The sequence below is a fragment of the Klebsiella sp. 28 genome, from assembly GCF_018223905.1.
GTDB classification, from domain to species: Bacteria; Pseudomonadota; Gammaproteobacteria; order Enterobacterales; family Enterobacteriaceae; genus Klebsiella; species Klebsiella pneumoniae.
On the sequence record NZ_JAGRQY010000023.1, the window covers coordinates 34,591 to 49,674 of the forward strand.

Annotated in this window: 14 protein-coding genes; 5 read left to right on the plus strand and 9 right to left on the minus strand. The window is 58.4% G+C overall.

What is annotated here, in order from left to right:
* Nucleotides 1-2: 2 nt before the first annotated feature.
* Together KHQ28_RS04555 and rfaQ are read right to left on the minus strand one after the other, a co-directional pair.
* A complete protein-coding gene (locus tag KHQ28_RS04555; RefSeq protein WP_002922496.1) occupies nucleotides 3-1,130 on the minus strand; it encodes a glycosyltransferase family 4 protein in 1,128 nt (375 codons plus the stop codon).
* Entirely contained in the window at nucleotides 1,127-2,203 is a 1,077-nt protein-coding gene (gene rfaQ, locus KHQ28_RS04560) for a putative lipopolysaccharide heptosyltransferase III (protein WP_004181527.1), read from the minus strand. Before rfaQ ends, KHQ28_RS04555 begins: the two co-directional genes overlap by 4 nt.
* Before the next feature lie 111 nt (nucleotides 2,204-2,314).
* On the opposite strand from rfaQ, the gene KHQ28_RS04565 reads away from it, so the two are divergent.
* On the plus strand, nucleotides 2,315-3,277 hold the full coding sequence (locus KHQ28_RS04565; RefSeq protein WP_002922494.1) for a polysaccharide deacetylase family protein: 963 nt from the start codon (nucleotides 2,315-2,317) through the stop codon (nucleotides 3,275-3,277).
* A gap of 18 nt (nucleotides 3,278-3,295) precedes the next feature.
* Nucleotides 3,296-4,375 carry a glycosyltransferase family 9 protein gene (locus KHQ28_RS04570; RefSeq protein WP_002922472.1) on the plus strand — a complete coding sequence of 360 codons (1,080 nt, stop codon included), beginning with the start codon at nucleotides 3,296-3,298 and terminating at the stop codon, nucleotides 4,373-4,375.
* Between the two features lie 43 nt (nucleotides 4,376-4,418).
* On the opposite strand, the gene KHQ28_RS04575 is transcribed toward KHQ28_RS04570, so the two are convergent.
* From KHQ28_RS04575 to rfaD, 5 genes are read right to left on the minus strand one after another with little or no spacing between them, the layout of a single operon-like run.
* On the minus strand, nucleotides 4,419-5,588 hold the full coding sequence (locus KHQ28_RS04575; RefSeq protein ID WP_004164973.1) for an O-antigen ligase family protein: 1,170 nt from the start codon (nucleotides 5,586-5,588) through the stop codon (nucleotides 4,419-4,421).
* Entirely contained in the window at nucleotides 5,566-6,474 is a 909-nt protein-coding gene (locus tag KHQ28_RS04580) for a sugar glycosyltransferase (RefSeq protein ID WP_002922468.1), read from the minus strand. The genes KHQ28_RS04575 and KHQ28_RS04580 overlap by 23 nt, the downstream gene beginning before the upstream one ends.
* Complete coding sequence (gene rfaC / locus KHQ28_RS04585; RefSeq protein ID WP_032418273.1) at nucleotides 6,474-7,445, minus strand: lipopolysaccharide heptosyltransferase RfaC; 972 nt, start codon at nucleotides 7,443-7,445, stop codon at nucleotides 6,474-6,476. Before rfaC ends, KHQ28_RS04580 begins: the two co-directional genes overlap by 1 nt.
* A 3-nt stretch (nucleotides 7,446-7,448) precedes the next feature.
* The gene (gene rfaF / locus KHQ28_RS04590; RefSeq protein ID WP_002922465.1) at nucleotides 7,449-8,507 is read right to left on the minus strand and encodes an ADP-heptose--LPS heptosyltransferase RfaF; all 1,059 of its coding nucleotides are present in this window, start codon (nucleotides 8,505-8,507) and stop codon (nucleotides 7,449-7,451) included.
* 9 nt (nucleotides 8,508-8,516) lie between these two features.
* Nucleotides 8,517-9,449, minus strand: coding sequence for an ADP-glyceromanno-heptose 6-epimerase (gene rfaD / locus KHQ28_RS04595; protein ID WP_002922463.1), 933 nt, complete (start codon nucleotides 9,447-9,449; stop codon nucleotides 8,517-8,519).
* 213 nt (nucleotides 9,450-9,662) lie between these two features.
* Between rfaD and kbl the strand changes: the two genes are divergently transcribed.
* The 3 genes from kbl (at nucleotide 9,663) to KHQ28_RS04610 (ending at nucleotide 12,851) form a co-directional block, all read left to right on the plus strand.
* Nucleotides 9,663-10,856, plus strand: coding sequence for a glycine C-acetyltransferase (gene kbl, locus KHQ28_RS04600; protein WP_002922462.1), 1,194 nt, complete (start codon nucleotides 9,663-9,665; stop codon nucleotides 10,854-10,856).
* Nucleotides 10,857-10,868: 12 nt separating this feature from the next.
* Nucleotides 10,869-11,894 (plus strand): L-threonine 3-dehydrogenase, encoded by a 1,026-nt coding sequence (gene tdh / locus KHQ28_RS04605; RefSeq protein WP_002922461.1) that lies wholly within the window; start codon nucleotides 10,869-10,871, stop codon nucleotides 11,892-11,894.
* A gap of 168 nt (nucleotides 11,895-12,062) precedes the next feature.
* Nucleotides 12,063-12,851: a glycosyltransferase family 2 protein gene (locus KHQ28_RS04610; RefSeq protein WP_004188137.1), complete on the plus strand. Its 789-nt coding sequence runs from the start codon at nucleotides 12,063-12,065 to the stop codon at nucleotides 12,849-12,851.
* A 5-nt stretch (nucleotides 12,852-12,856) separates the two neighbouring features.
* Here KHQ28_RS04610 and KHQ28_RS04615 read toward each other — a convergent pair whose 3' ends face one another.
* Complete coding sequence (locus KHQ28_RS04615) at nucleotides 12,857-13,804, minus strand: divergent polysaccharide deacetylase family protein (protein WP_002922459.1); 948 nt, start codon at nucleotides 13,802-13,804, stop codon at nucleotides 12,857-12,859.
* A gap of 3 nt (nucleotides 13,805-13,807) precedes the next feature.
* Nucleotides 13,808-15,079: a murein hydrolase activator EnvC gene (gene envC, locus KHQ28_RS04620; protein WP_002922458.1), complete on the minus strand. Its 1,272-nt coding sequence runs from the start codon at nucleotides 15,077-15,079 to the stop codon at nucleotides 13,808-13,810.
* Nucleotides 15,080-15,084: the final 5 nt, after the last annotated feature.

Consider the following 15,084-nt stretch of genomic DNA (forward strand, 5'->3'; position numbering starts at 1 on the left):
CGTTATTTCACCAGATCCTGATAAAGAGAAAGCAGCTGGGTTGAGAGTCGCTCGCTGGTGCAGGCCATAATGCGCTCGCGGGCGTGACCGCCTTGCGCGGAGCCCAGCGCGCGCGCGGGCAGGGCCATTACCGCCTGCTGTAGCGCCGGGATATCCAGAGCGTCGCAGACGTAACCATTGTGGCCGTCGACGATAAACTCCGCCCCGCCGCAGCCGGTAGTGGTGATCACCGGCAGACCGCAGGCCATTGCCTCGAGGATGACGTTGGGGAACGGATCGTAGAGGGTCGGCAGCAGCAGACCATCGGCCATTTGATAGAAGGGCAATGTCTCCGACTGCATGCCGAAGAAGCGCACCCGCGCTTCACAGTTCAGGCTCTTCGCCAGCGCCTGATAGCGAGGCTGATCCTTATCTTTGCCGACCACCAGCAGGTAGCGATCGGTGGGAGCGATGGCGCGGATCGCCGCCGCCAGTCCCTTGCGCTCAAAGCCGGAGCCGACGTAGATCAGGCAGGTCGCCTGCAGCGGTAGCTGCCATTTGGCGCGTAAGGCGGCAAAGGTCTCTTCGTCCGGCGGCAGGAAGCGCTGGTTGTCAATGGCGTTGTAAATAACGTGGATCTTCTCCGCCGGCAGGCCAAAGTCTTCGATAATCTCGCGCTTGATCATCTCGGCGTTGCAGATCACCCCGCGCAGGTGTGAGTCTTCATACATCTCGCGTTCCGCCTGCATGACGTAGCGGTGGTAACGGTCGGCGAACAGCAGGCGGCTTTTCCAGGCCGGTAAAATGCGCGAGCGCTGCTGCAGCCAGCGGCGATGAACGCCATCGCCAGCGCGGTAGAGATCGCAGCCGGGAATACGTTCATGGCTCTGCACCAGGTCGAAGGACTCGCGCTGCCAGAGCGCGCGCGCGGCGTTGGCAAAGCCGCGCTCGCGGCTGATGCGCCCCCATTTGCGGGGGTTACAGATATGGATCTGCCAGTCCGGTTTCACCGGCCCCTGCCATTCGCGGGTGATGACGTTCAGTTGCAGATGACTGCTGTCGAGGGCTTCCAGCGCGCGGGAGACAAACCGTTCTGCGCCGCCGTCCGGGCGGTACTTCTGCCGCACCAGAGCCAGCCTGAATTTACTCATGCCAGTACCTTTTTCGCCGCCGCGATCACGGCGTCGGTAGGAATTAAATCAAGATAACGTTCGTCGGTGTTGGTGTTGATAGCGTCCGGATCGGGCAGCGGACCGAAGTCGCCGGCCCAGATCACCTCGCCTTTCGCCTGCCACGGACGCCAGAAGGTCAGCTTCGAGGGGCCGAACAGGGCGACCAGCGGAGTGCCAAGGGCTGCAGCCATATGCATCGGCACCGAGTCGACGCCGATAAACAACCGGGCATGATCGATCACCGCCGCCAGCTGGCGCAGCGTTAACTGGCCGGCTAAAGAGTGTAGTCGCGCCTGCGGGCAGCCGGCGATGATGGTATCCACCATCTTCTTCTCTCTAGCATCGGGGCCGGAGGTGAGCACCACCGCGTATCCTTCGGCGGACAGCGCGTTGATCAGGGCGCTCATCCGATCTTCGCGCCAGCATTTAAAGAACCAGCGCGACGTCGGCTGGATGACGATGTAGTGTTCCCGGAAGTCCTCCGGCAGCAGGGCGCGGCTGGCGGCCCAGTCTGCTTCGCTGTAGCCCATCCGCGCCGGCGCATCGTTCAACTGGAGACCGAGCGGAGCGAGAATAGAGAGATTCTGCTGTACCGTATGCAGCTGGTTGTGCTGTTGGGTGGAGGCCAGCGCGGTGTGGCAATAGCGCCAGACCGGGTGGCGGCGCTTCGGAAAATCAAAACCAATCCGCGTCGCGGCGCCGGTCAGTTTGCTGATAACCGCGCTCGGCCACTGGTCGGCCAGGTTAAGCACCATATCGTACCGCTGCTGGCGCAGCGTCTGAATGAGCTGCCATTGCATCTTCAGCTGATACCTTTTTCCCTGCTTTTTCCAGCGGCGATCGAGACCATAAATATGGTGGATATCGGGGTTGGCTGCGAGCATATCCCGGGTCTCTTCATACAACAGGACATCCACGCTGGCGGCGGGGTACTGCTGTTTCAGCGCGTGAATAAGCGGCGTGATCAGCAGCATGTCGCCATGATGGCGCAGCTTAATGACCAGGATCCGCGCCGGGTTCAACGGGCCGCGGGAGAGGGTTTCAGGCGTCATACTCTGTTCTTCATCCAGGATAAGGGTTCCGATTCTAGGGGATCAGACAGATTGAGAGAAGCGTTGTATTGCTCTACCATGACCCGATACGTATGGCCTGAGGACGTTTTCGTGCACAATCCCGCATTTCTCATCACGATTGATACAGAGGGCGATAACCTCTGGCAAAAACATGACAGCATCACCACCGAGAATGCGCGTTATCTTCCGCGTTTTCAGCAGCTTTGCGAAAAGTATGGCTTTAAACCGGTCTATTTGACCAACTATGAAATGGCCATCGACCCCTTTTATATCGAATTCGCCAGAGACGTGATTGCCCGCGGCACCGCGGAAGTCGGCATGCATCTGCATGCGTGGAACAGCCCGCCGACCGAGCCGCTGACTGCAGATGACTGGCGCCATAAGCCTTATCTTATTGAATACAGCGACGCTATGATGCGTGAGAAGGTCGACTATATGACGCGTCTGCTGGAGGATACCTTCCAGACCAAAATGGTTAGCCATCGCGCCGGGCGCTGGGCTTTTGACGAGCGCTATGCGCGTCTGCTGGTGGAATACGGGTATCAGGTGGATTGCTCGGTGACCCCGCGGGTGAACTGGAAGACCGCCAAGGGGGCGCCGCAGGGCGATGGCGGGACCGATTATCGCCGCTTTCCGCAGCATGCCTATTTCCTCGATGAAAATGACATCAGCCGCGAGGGCCACTCGCCGCTGCTGGAAGTGCCGATGAGCATCCAGTACAAGCACTCAGCGTGGATGAACAGCGTGAAGCAGGGCTACGACCGCCTGCGCGGCAAAGTGCGATCCCCCTCCGTACACTGGCTGCGACCGATGGGCGGCAATGTGGAAACGATGAAAAAAGTCGTCGAACAAACGTTGACGCAGGGCAATGACTACGTGGAATATATGCTCCACTCTTCAGAGTATATGCCCGGCGGCAGCCCCACGTTCCAGAATGAACGGGATATTGAGCGTTTATACGCTGACCTCGAAGCCTTTTTTAGCTGGCTGGCGCCGCAGGTGAAGGGCATGACGCTGGCAGAATATTACCAGCGGAAAATTACACAGCGCTAACACAGCTCAAGGTACCGTATGCGTATCCTTAAACAATTAACGCGGAAAAAGAATGCTTTTTTCCGCGGCATTAAATTTAATTTAATTAACTATCGATACAGAAATAAGCCGGCGCGTAAAGCCTTCGACCCAGCGGCTGTGCGCCGCGTGCTGCTATTGCGTCTGGATGATAAAGTCGGTGATATGGTGGTCACGACCGGCTGCGCCAGAATACTGGCCGAACGGGGATATCAGGTTTCGGTGTTAACCGGACCAATATGCAGCGAAATATTAGCAGGCTCAGAATTCATTCAGCAAGTATATTTATATCGGCCCCGCATGTCCTTAAATACGTTGCGGGCGGCGGGTTTTGATGCGGTTATCGATTTTGATGACGTGACCAGCTATGAACGCTTTAAATTACTCGCCGATTTACGGGCGACCAGCGTGATTGGTTTTAATAAAGAGCCCTATAAACTTTACGATCACTCAATCGCTTTTTTTGACGGCAACAGCCATATTTCCCTGCGCTATAAGCAGGTGGTGAAGCTGTTTGGCATCGTTGACGACCGCCCGTATCACTATCATCTCCCCGGCTGCCGCCATGAGCGGGAGAAAGTGGCCCGCTTGCTTTCTCAGGCCGGAGAGGTCGAACTGCGTATCGCCATTAACCCTTTTACCGCCTCTGAGGATAAAGACTTCTGTCGTCACCAGGTAGCGACCCTGGTCGAGCGGCTACATGCTCTGCCTTACCGGGTCTGTATCGTGATGGTGGGGCGCAGTGAAAAAATCCGCCAGCTGGGGCTGGATATGGCGCTGTACATCGCCGACAGCACCATCAACTCCGCCGTAGAAGTGATCCGCAGCTGTGATTTAGTCATTACGCCGGACACCTCGATCGTGCATATTGCCCGGGCTTTCGATAAGCCGATGGTGGCGGTCTATAACAAACGCAAACTCAAGAATACCGGGCTGCCCGGCTATCACATCTGGGCGCCGGGCTATGACAAGGCGAAGCAGATAGTCTGTGAAGAAGCGAATGTCGCCGATGTGGCGATTGAGTCGGTGTGGCCCGTGATTAAAGAGCAGGCCGACCGGCTGGTCGCCGCCCGCAGTTGATTTAAAAAGTTAATATAAAAAGGGCCGCTGACGGCCCTTTTTGTTAGCGTTTTTCCGCCAACCCTTTGCTGAGCGCAATGCCCAGCGGCAGCCAGAACAGCACCCAGGTTTCCCGGGGATTGCTGATGATAAACATCCCCTGCGAGGCCATAAACACCAGCGCGTAAAACAGGATCGCCAGACTGTAGCGGCTGTCGGTATGGCGCTTGCGCCACGCCTGCCATAGCCCGCAGGCAATGATCGCCAACAGCAGCAGTAACCCCACGATGCCGCCTTTCAGCAGGGCGCCCATATACACACTGTGGGTGGTGGTGATGTGCTCGCCGCTGTAGTTGATGAAATCCAGTTCATAGCTGAAACCGCGCCCCAGCCACGGCTGGCTGGCCATCTCCGACAGCGTATGGTGCCAGATGCTCAGGCGCAGCCCGCTTTGGGTGCCCAGCTCCTCGAAACGGGCGAGCAGCATGTCGCCCACCGGCGTCATGACCAAAAGCAGCGCTACCAGCACGGCCAGCGCCGCGGCGATCAGCAGGTTGCGGCGGGTGAAGACGTGCAGGTGCAGCGTACAGCCGACCGCCAGCACCAGGGCGATGATCGGCCCGCGGCTTTGGGTGAGCAGCAGCATCACCAGCATGATGACCACCGGCAGATAGAGCCAGTGGCTGGCTTTTTCTTTCAGTAGCATGCCGCAAATTAAAATGCCGATGCCGCAGTAACCGGCAAGGTCGATAACGTTCGTTGGTCCGGGGTTCTCGGGGGAGACCGCTCGTTCGGTGAGAACCAGCGTATGGTCGATAATCAGCGTCCACAGGGAGAGCACGGTGATCCCGCCGACCACCGCCAGCATCGCCAGTCGGCGGGTTCGTCCGTCCCTGAGCAGCATCGTCATCAGCAACAGATACCCGGTCAGATACACGCCGTGGGTGATCGGCGAGTCAATATGCTGCGGCGTATGGCCCCACACATTACTGAGGGCGTAATAGATAAAGAAAGCCGCCAGCAGCGTCCAGGTCTGCCACTGCTCGCGTAACACCCCGGCCAGCGCCTGGCGGTTTTCCTGGCGTACCAGCGACAGCAATAGCAGCAGGATCGATAAATGCAGCAGATTATTGGTCCGGGTGGACATGCAAAAAATCGCGCTGAAAAATAAAAACAAAGGAAAGACAATCGAGTAACCCTGTCTGGCGAAGTTACTCACTTTTAAAGTACTCATTAAACGCAACCTTTTCGAAGATAGTATCCGGCACAGCGCTTTCTGGGGAAAAATTAATCACCCGAATCTGGCGTTGCTGCAGTACCTGCGCGGCATGCGCAAAGGAGGGCATGACGAGGGTATCCACTTTTGTTGCCAGGTAAGAAGGCAATTTTTCTTGTTGTGTTTCGTAGAATCGCGGCTGGTTAAAGTTGGTCATATCCAGGCCGCTCACCAGGATAGTATTGAAGCCCAGCCAGGCGAGAATTTGCAGCGCCCAGTAGACCACCGTGCCGGCATCAAAGATGCCCTGGCGAATATCGGTGCTAAAACAGATATCCGGGCGCTGAGGATGAAAGCACATCGCCGCATTCTGCTGGTAAGTGCGCTTTATCGCTTCGCTGGCGACTTTCGGCTGGTAAATCTTATAGCAACCGTCCTCAATCAACGCCAAACGGCAGCGCAGCGCGTCCCCATAGCGATCGACGATTTTGGCGATCCCGTGCATGGTGGTGAACAGCAAAATATCCGGCTGGCTGACAATGGCGCGGATAATGTCCGGCTTCTTATCGAAAAATTCCATGTCGACGATGGTATAGAGTGAAAAGTGCAGCCGGTCGGCAAGATGCCAGGCGCCATTGACGCCCATCACCGGGATCGTTTTCGACAACAGGGAAAAATCGATATTGCGGGTTGAGGGGCCGGTGGCGGTCAGCAGGACTTCGCCCTGCATACTGTTTTTCAGCGCGCTCAGGCTGACCAGCGGCACCGTTTTCCCTTTATAGCGTAACGCGCTGATTTCGCCGCTTGGCGCGCGCGTAATACGGGTAAAAGGCCACAGATTTTCATTGTGGCGATACGCGCGAGGGCGCGTATAGCGGTAGATCTGCTTAAACAGGGATCCCATCAGAGCAGCCCCTGATTTTGCAGGAGAAGATGAATCCGGCTGGCCGCAATATCGCCGGTGCTGGCGCTGTTTTCCGGCCGCACGATATGCTGGTTTTTACCGTATCCGCCAATCAGCCCCGGGTCGGTCGGGCCGTAGAGCGTAAAGTTCGGTTTATCCAGCGCGGCGGTCAGATGGCTCAGCCCGGTATCGACCGAGACGACGGCCCGGGCGCCGGCCAGAACCTGCGCTACCTGCTCAAGGCTCATGCGCGGCAGCACTTCAACATACTCCCGGCCTTCCGCCAGCCGCTTCGCCCGCGCCTCTTCGTGCGGGGCGCCCCACGGCAGCTTAATGTGGACGCCGCTGTCGGCCAGCAGGTCGAGAAGCTCCTGCCAGCGGGTTTCCGGCCAGTGCTTATCGTCGCGGGTGGTGGCGTGCAGAAACACCAGATAGGGCGCGGCAGCGCTAGCCTCGTGCAGCAGGAAATGGCGCGCAATGGCGTAATCCCCCTGGGTCTGGGGTTTCGCGTAGCCAAGGCTTTTGGCGAACAGCTCACGGGTACGCTCCACCGCGTGCTGCTGTTTCGCGATATGGTGGCGGCGGTTGTAAAACAGGCTCGCCAGCGGCTCGCGGGCCGATTGCCAGTCCATACCGTGCTTGACGCCGTGCGCCAGGCGAGTAACCAGCGCGGCGCTTTTCACCAGCCCCTGGGCGTCGATGATGGCGTCATACTTTACCGCCTGAACGGCCTCGCGAAAGGCTTGACGCTCGGCTTTGATCGGCGCGGAGAACCAGGCTTTGCGCCAGCGGCGGATCGCCACCGGGATCACCCGCTCGACGCTTTCATGCCAGGAGGGGATCTGCGCGAAACCCTCTTCAACCACCCAGTCGAAGCGGATGCCGGGGATAGCCTGCGCGGCGTCGGTTAGCGCGGGCAGCGTGTGCAGCACGTCGCCCATGGAGGAGGTTTTAACGATCAATACCCGCATCCGTTACGCTTCCTCGTGCTCGGTTTTTTCCGCTAACAGTTCGTTTAGCTCTTGCAGGACGCGTTCTGGGGTGATGTCGATCAGGCTCTGATGATAGCCTTCGGCGGCATCGCCTTTGCGCACCTTGTGGTAGCCGGTAATCAGACGGATAACCCGCGCTTTATGCGACAGCGGCGGGGTAAAGTCCGGACTGCTCGGGCCATATAGCGCCACCAGCGGGCGGTCCAGCGCTGCGGCGACGTGCATCAGCCCCGAATCGTTAGTCACTACAGCTTTACAGGCGGCGATCAGAATGACCGCCTGCTCCAGCTGGGTTTCACCCGCCAGATTACGGCACCAGGCCTGCTGCTCGCTGCTGAGGGCGGCGATGATCTCTTTGCCGGCCTCGTTATCTTTCGCCGAGCCGAAAAGCGCAATCTGATAGCCATCGTCGATAAGCTTTTTCGCCAGCGCAGCATAGTGATAGTGCGGCCAGCGTTTGGCCGGGCCGAACTCCGCGCCGGGGCAGAAGCCGACGATCGGCCGATCGTTGGACAGGTTAAAAGCGCTGCAGGCCTGCGACTTTTCCCCTTCGTTGACCTGCAGCTGCGGCCACAGCAGCGGCTGCGGCAGATCTTTGGCGCAGCGCATCACGCCGTTGTCGTAGGCCAGCGCCACGTAGCGTTCCACCATCAGCGGCCAGGCGTCTTTGTCCAGCACCCGGGCGTCGTTGAGCAGTCCGTAGCGCATCTCGCCGCGCCAGCCGGTGCGCAGCGGGATATTGGCAAAGAAAGGGACTAATGCCGATTTAAACGAGTTCGGCAGCACGTAAGCGCGATCGTAGCGACGTTCGCGCAGGCTGTGGCCGAGCTTACGGCGTTCGCCGATAGCCAGCGCGCCGTGACCCAGCGGCATCGGGATCGCTTCGTTCACTTCCGGCATGCGCGAAAGCAACGGACGGCACCAGGCTGGCGCCATCACGTCGATAATCGCCTGGGGATAGCGCGCCCTGAGCGTACGATAAAGACTTTGCGACATCATCATGTCGCCCACCCAAGACGGGCCTACCACCAATATTTTCATGCTTGTTTCTTACGCGTCGCGGTTTAGCCAGGCCATATATTCCGTTACGCCTTCGGCAACGGTTTTGAACGGTTTGTCATAGCCCGCTTTGCGCAGGTTAGTCAGATCCGCCTGAGTGAACGCCTGGTAGCGGCCTTTCAGTTTGTCCGGGAACGGGATGTACTCGATGCTGCCTTTTTTGTGGTACGCCAGGGTCGCATCGGCGACGGCCTGGAAGGATTCCGCACGGCCGGTGCCGAGGTTAAAGATGCCGGAAACGCCGTTTTCCCAGAACCACAGGTTGACGTCAGCCACGTCGCCCACGTAGACGAAGTCGCGCTTGAAGCCGTCGCTGCCTTCGAACAGTTTCGGGCTTTCGCCATTATTCAGCTGGGTATTGAGGTGGAAAGCGACGCTCGCCATGCTGCCTTTGTGGCCTTCGCGCGGCCCGTAGACGTTGAAGTAGCGGAAGCCGACGATCTGCGAATTGGCTTCCGGCAGGATCTGGCGGACGTATTCGTCGAACAGGAATTTGGAGTAGCCGTAAACGTTCAGCGGCTGTTCGTACTCGCGGGACTCGATGAAGTCGCTGGTGCGTCCGCCATAGGTGGCCGCGGAGGAGGCGTACAGGAACGGGATTTCGCGCTCCAGGCAGTAGTGCAGCAGCTCTTTGGAGTACTGATAGTTGTTGTCCATCATGTACTTGCCATCCCACTCGGTAGTGGAAGAGCACGCGCCTTCGTGGAAGATAGCTTCGATTTCACCGAACTCTTCACCCGCCATAATCTGGATCAGAAAGTCTTCTTTATCCATGTAGTCAGCGATGTTCAGGTCAACCAGGTTTACAAACTTGGTGCCGTCTTTCAGATTGTCGACAACCAGAATGTCGGTGATGCCTTTGTCATTCAGCGCTTTAACGATGTTGCTGCCGATAAAGCCTGCGCCGCCGGTAACGATGATCATAACTGTACCTTTGAAGTTGGGAGCCCGGAGACAATCCGGACATGAATGCTCTTATCATATCACCACATGAGCAAGCCTACAGCCATTCGCAGAATAAGGTGCTGGGCTGACGTGATTTATGCTGCAAATAATTCATTCAGGCCTGCATCATCTCGTATCAGCGTATAGCTTTGGGTAATATGTGCCAAATTTTGCCGAATCTGGAGAGTTGCAATGCGTGGTGATTTCTACAAACAGTTAACTAGCAATCTGGAGACCGCTCGGGCCGAAGGGTTGTTCAAAGAAGAGCGCATCATCACCTCGGCGCAGCAGGCGGACATTACCGTCGGCGACAGCCACGTGATTAACTTCTGCGCCAATAACTATCTGGGTCTGGCGAACCACCCGGAACTGATTGCCGCGGCGAAATCCGGCATGGACAGCCACGGTTTCGGGATGGCCTCGGTACGCTTCATCTGCGGCACCCAGGATACGCATAAGCAGCTGGAGAAGAAGCTGGCCGATTTCCTCGGTATGGAAGACGCGATCCTCTACTCTTCCTGCTTCGACGCCAACGGCGGCCTGTTTGAAACGCTGCTCGGCCCGGAAGACGCCATTATCTCCGACGCCCTGAACCATGCCTCGATCATCGACGGCGTGCGTCTGTGTAAAGCGAAGCGCTTCCGCTATGCCAACAACGATATGCAAGAGCTGGAGGCGCGTCTGAAAGAAGCTCGCGAGGCCGGCGCGCGTCACGTGCTGATCGCCACCGACGGCGTGTTCTCGATGGATGGCGTGATCGCCAACCTGCAAGGCGTTTGCGACCTGGCGGATAAATACGATGCGCTGGTGATGGTCGATGACTCCCACGCCGTCGGCTTCGTCGGCGAAAACGGCCGCGGCTCCCACGAATACTGCGATGTGATGGGGCGTGTCGACATCATCACCGGCACGCTGGGTAAAGCGCTGGGCGGCGCCTCCGGCGGCTACACCGCCGCACGCAAAGAGGTGGTCGAGTGGCTGCGCCAGCGCTCCCGTCCGTATCTGTTCTCCAACTCTCTGGCGCCGGCCATCGTGGCCGCCTCCATCAAAGTGCTGGAGATGGTTGAAGAGGGGGCAGACCTGCGCGATCGCCTGTGGGCTAACGCGCGTCTGTTCCGCGAAAAAATGACCGCGGCAGGCTTCACGCTGGCCGGCGCCGACCACGCCATCATTCCGGTGATGCTGGGCGAGGCGGTGGTGGCGCAGAACTTTGCCCGCGAGCTGCAGAAAGAAGGGATCTATGTCACCGGCTTCTTCTATCCGGTGGTACCGAAAGGCCAGGCGCGTATTCGCACCCAGATGTCGGCGGCGCATACCCCTGAACAAATTGAGCGTGCGGTGGAAGCCTTTACCCGCATCGGCAAACAACTGGGCGTCATCGCCTAATAAGGGTATGAGATGAAAGCGTTATCCAAACTGAAAGCGGAAGAAGGCATCTGGATGACCGACGTACCGGAACCGGAAGTCGGCCATAACGATCTGCTGATTAAAATCCGCAAGACCGCCATTTGCGGGACCGACGTGCACATCTACAACTGGGATGAGTGGTCGCAGAAGACCATTCCGGTGCCGATGGTGGTCGGTCACGAATATGTCGGCGAAGTGGTGGGGATTGGTCAGGAAGTGCGCGGTTTTAAGATTGGCGACCGCGTCTCCGGCGAAGGGCATATCACCTGCGGCCACTGCCGTAACTGCCGCGCGGGCCGCACCCATCTGTGCCGCAACACCATTGGCGTGGGCGTCAACCGCCCGGGCTGCTTTGCTGAGTATCTGGTGATCCCGGCCTTTAACGCCTTTAAAATCCCCGACAATATCTCTGATGACCTGGCGTCTATCTTCGACCCGTTCGGCAACGCGGTGCACACCGCGCTCTCCTTCGATCTGGTCGGGGAAGACGTGCTGGTTTCCGGCGCCGGTCCGATCGGCGTGATGGCGGCGGCGGTAGCGAAACACGTCGGCGCGCGTAACGTGGTGATCACCGACGTCAACGAGTACCGTCTTGAGCTGGCGCGCAAAATGGGCGTTACCCGCGCGGTGAACGTGGCCAAAGAGAACCTTAATGACGTGATGGCCGAGCTGGGGATGACCGAAGGTTTCGATGTGGGTCTGGAGATGTCCGGCGCGCCGCCGGCGTTTCGCAGCATGCTGGATACCATGAACCACGGCGGCCGTATCGCGATGCTGGGTATCCCGCCGTCGGATATGTCCATCGACTGGACCAAGGTCATCTTCAAAGGGCTGTTTATCAAAGGTATCTATGGTCGCGAAATGTTCGAAACCTGGTACAAGATGGCGGCGCTGATCCAGTCTGGTCTGGATCTCTCACCGATCATCACCCACCGCTTCGGCATTGATGACTTCCAGAAAGGTTTTGACGCGATGCGCTCCGGCCAGTCCGGTAAAGTGGTTTTGAGCTGGGACTAACCCCCCATGCTGGCGTAAAAATCAGCAAAAAAGGCGCCTGCGGGCGCCTTAATTTAGATTTGGATAACATTTTTAGCCTGCTTAATATTAAGCGCACAATTTCTACATCGATTTTACGGTTATTCGCTTATACAGTGTGTTTAGTCGCAGTTTAACTTTGTAACTATCATGCTTAAACTCTCCGTATGCTTACTGACCTGTAACTCTGCGCGCCTGCTGATGGAGGTGCTGCCGCCTCTGCTGAAGGTAGCCGATGAATGTATCGTCGTCGACTCCGGCAGTACCGACGAAACCGTCGCTATTTGTCAGCAGTTTGGTCTCACCGTCCATCACCATGCCTATAAAGCCCACGGCGCGCAGATGAACTATGCCATCGGGCTGGCCAGCCATGACTGGGTGCTGTGCATGGACAGCGACGAAATTCTTGATAATGACGTGGTGACGGCCATTCAGGCGCTAAAAGCGGGGGAGGAGCCTGACCCGACCTGCGCCTGGCGTCTGCCGCGCTACTGGTTTGTGCTAGGCAAACAGGTACGGACTATCTACCCCATTTCCTCACCGGATTATCCGGTGCGCCTCTTTAACCGCCAGCAGGCGCGGTTTAACGATCGGCCGGTGGATGACCAGGTGGTCGGACACGCGAGCTCCGTCAGGCTGCCGGGCTTCGTTCGCCACGATACCTTTTATTCGCTGCATGAAGTGTTTAATAAGCTGAACAGCTATACCACCCGGCTGGTGAAGTACCAGCAGATCAAACCTTCGCTGACGCGGGGGATCATCAGCGCCATTGGCGCTTTCTTTAAGTGGTATCTGTTTAGCGGAGCGTGGCGCTATGGCAAGGTCGGCGTGGTGACCGGCCTGTACGCGACGTTTTACAGCTTTCTGAAATATTTTAAGGCGTGGTACGCCCACGAAGATAACCAGGCGCCCGTCGCGCAAAAGCGAACGGACCCCTGAGTGGTCTAGTTGCCGGGATTGTCCCAGCCCTGCCATTTGAGGCGATAGTACTGGATCAGCGCGCTCTGGCTGATGCTATCGCTGAGGATAGTGAAGAAGCGGCTGGCGTTCACAGGCTCCAGCGGGCGCTTCGGTTTGCAAGACTTCACGCCATGGAACGGATTACGCGGCTTCTGCTGCGTTTGTTGCGCAGGCGGCTGGGCGTAGTTTGGCGTCGAGTTGTCGACCTGCGGCTCGTTGAGCAGGCTGCTCGGGCGCACCAGCGTGATATCCGGCGGCAGGTTATAGACCATCTGCTGCAGCACCCGCACCGTCGTCGGATGCGGATGGCCAATGGCTATCGCCGAACCGTTGCGCCGCGCCAGGGCGATGGCGCGATTGAACTGGTTGCGGATATCGGCTTCATTCTGCGTATCGTCGAGAAACACCTTGCGCTTAATCACCTTCACGCCGGTACCCTGCGCGGCGCGCATGGCCTGGGTGTTGCCGATGGTGACGCTGTCGAGAAAATAGAGATTGTAGCGCTCCAGGGCCTGCATCACCTTCTGCATGCCAAACAGGTTGGAGGTCATCGCGCTGCCCATATGGTTATTCAGCCCGACGGCGTAAGGGACTTTGCCGTAAGCCTCGCGAATAATGCGCTCGATCTCCTCGCTGCTCATTTCGGGACGCAGGGTGTCTTTTTCCAGCGGCTGTTTGCTGAGCGGCGCCATTGGCAGGTGGATGAGCACTTCATGGCCCTGATTATGCGCTTTAGTGGCCATTTCCCGGGCGTGCGGCGCGTTCGGCAGCACGGCGACGGAGATAGTTGCCGGCAGCGCCAGCACCTGATTCTCGGTCTGCGGGCGGTAGCCAAAATCGTCAATAACGATGGAGAGTTTGCCAGCGAACGCTGGCGCCGCCAGAGCCAGCGAACCGGCTACGGCAAGAGCAATTGCGCGAAATTGAAGCAAAACTTATCTTCCCAACCACGGCTGTGGATTGACCGCCTGACCCTGGCGGCGAATTTCGAAATAGAGCGACGGACGGCCCTGACCGCCGCTGCTGCCTACGAGCGCGATAGGCTGGCCGGCACGCACCTGGGTGCCAACGCTGACCAGCGCGCTTTGGTTATAGCCATACAGGCTCATGTCGCCTTTGCCATGTTCGACCACCACCACCAGACCATAGCCCTGCAGCCAGTCGGCCAGAATGACCCGACCATCGGCAATGGCTCTGACTTCGGTGCCTTCAGACGCGGCGATAACCATCCCTTTCCAACGTAGTTCACCTTGCAGCTGTTCGCCATATCGATGAAGGAGCGGACCGCGAACCGGCCAGAACGCCTGACCGCGCGGCGAGCCCAGTCCGCCGGTGCGTGACATCAGCGAACGCTCGCTTTCCGTTGGTTTATAGGTGGTGCCTTTGCGCGATGCTTCCTGCTGGCGGTCGCGCACCGCCTGCGCATCGCGTGCTTCCCGATCGGCTCGGGCTTTGGCGGCAGCCTCCGCCTGGGCGATACGACCGCGTAGGCGCGATTCGTTAGCCCGCAATTCACTTAACTGTTGCTGACCTTGCTGAATGGAGGATTCCAGTCCGGAAAGGGTCTTTTTCCGTTCGTTACGCGCCTGCTCCAGCTTCGCCTGCTGAGCTTTTTGCTCGTAGACCAGCGTCTGCTGCTGGCTCTGCTTCTCTTCGAGCATCGACTTTTGCACCGCCATCTCTTCGCGCGTTTTCTTCAGTTCCGCGATAGTCTCCTGGCGGGCCTGGTTGAAATAGCTGAAATAGACCTGCATCCGCTGATTGCGCTGGCCCTCTTCACCGCTGAGCACCATCTGGATGCCGGTATGCGGCCCCTGGCGGAAAGCGGCATCGAGCTGCGCGGCGAGGTTCCGCTCCTGAGACGCGCGCTGGCGCTCCAGCTTCGCGAGAGCGGCGTTCATCTCGTCAATCTGCTTATTGAGCTGGTTCAGGCTATCCTGGGTTTCGCGCAGTTTGCGGGCCGCGGCGGCGATCGCCTCTTCCTGCGCTTTGAGCTGGGCGAGCAGGCTTGCGCGCTGCTGCTGCTGTTGCTTAATCGCCCGCTGCCTGGCGGCGATGTCGGCCTGGATGGACTTTAGCTGATCGCGATCGTCGGCATGCGCAGATGACGCGCACAGCAATACGCCAGCGCTGAGCGCGCTGGCGTAAAGGACGGATCGAACTGCCGCTGCGATCCATGTAGTTGAATACATCGCCTTTCCCCTCATGGGGA

Excerpts from the sequence above, each read along its gene's own strand:
- envC (WP_002922458.1), bottom strand. The coding sequence starts at position 15,079 with ATGAGGGGAAAGGCGATGTATTCAACTACATGGATCGCAGCGGCAGTT.
- rfaD (WP_002922463.1), bottom strand. The coding sequence starts at position 9,449 with ATGATCATCGTTACCGGCGGCGCAGGCTTTATCGGCAGCAACATCGTT.
- KHQ28_RS04570 (WP_002922472.1), top strand. The coding sequence starts at position 3,296 with ATGCGTATCCTTAAACAATTAACGCGGAAAAAGAATGCTTTTTTCCGC.
- tdh (WP_002922461.1), top strand. The coding sequence starts at position 10,869 with ATGAAAGCGTTATCCAAACTGAAAGCGGAAGAAGGCATCTGGATGACC.
- KHQ28_RS04575 (WP_004164973.1), bottom strand. The coding sequence starts at position 5,588 with ATGAGTACTTTAAAAGTGAGTAACTTCGCCAGACAGGGTTACTCGATT.
- rfaC (WP_032418273.1), bottom strand. The coding sequence starts at position 7,445 with ATGCGGGTATTGATCGTTAAAACCTCCTCCATGGGCGACGTGCTGCAC.
- KHQ28_RS04580 (WP_002922468.1), bottom strand. The coding sequence starts at position 6,474 with ATGGGATCCCTGTTTAAGCAGATCTACCGCTATACGCGCCCTCGCGCG.
- rfaQ (WP_004181527.1), bottom strand. The coding sequence starts at position 2,203 with ATGACGCCTGAAACCCTCTCCCGCGGCCCGTTGAACCCGGCGCGGATC.
- rfaF (WP_002922465.1), bottom strand. The coding sequence starts at position 8,507 with ATGAAAATATTGGTGGTAGGCCCGTCTTGGGTGGGCGACATGATGATG.
- KHQ28_RS04555 (WP_002922496.1), bottom strand. The coding sequence starts at position 1,130 with ATGAGTAAATTCAGGCTGGCTCTGGTGCGGCAGAAGTACCGCCCGGAC.
- KHQ28_RS04610 (WP_004188137.1), top strand. The coding sequence starts at position 12,063 with ATGCTTAAACTCTCCGTATGCTTACTGACCTGTAACTCTGCGCGCCTG.
- kbl (WP_002922462.1), top strand. The coding sequence starts at position 9,663 with ATGCGTGGTGATTTCTACAAACAGTTAACTAGCAATCTGGAGACCGCT.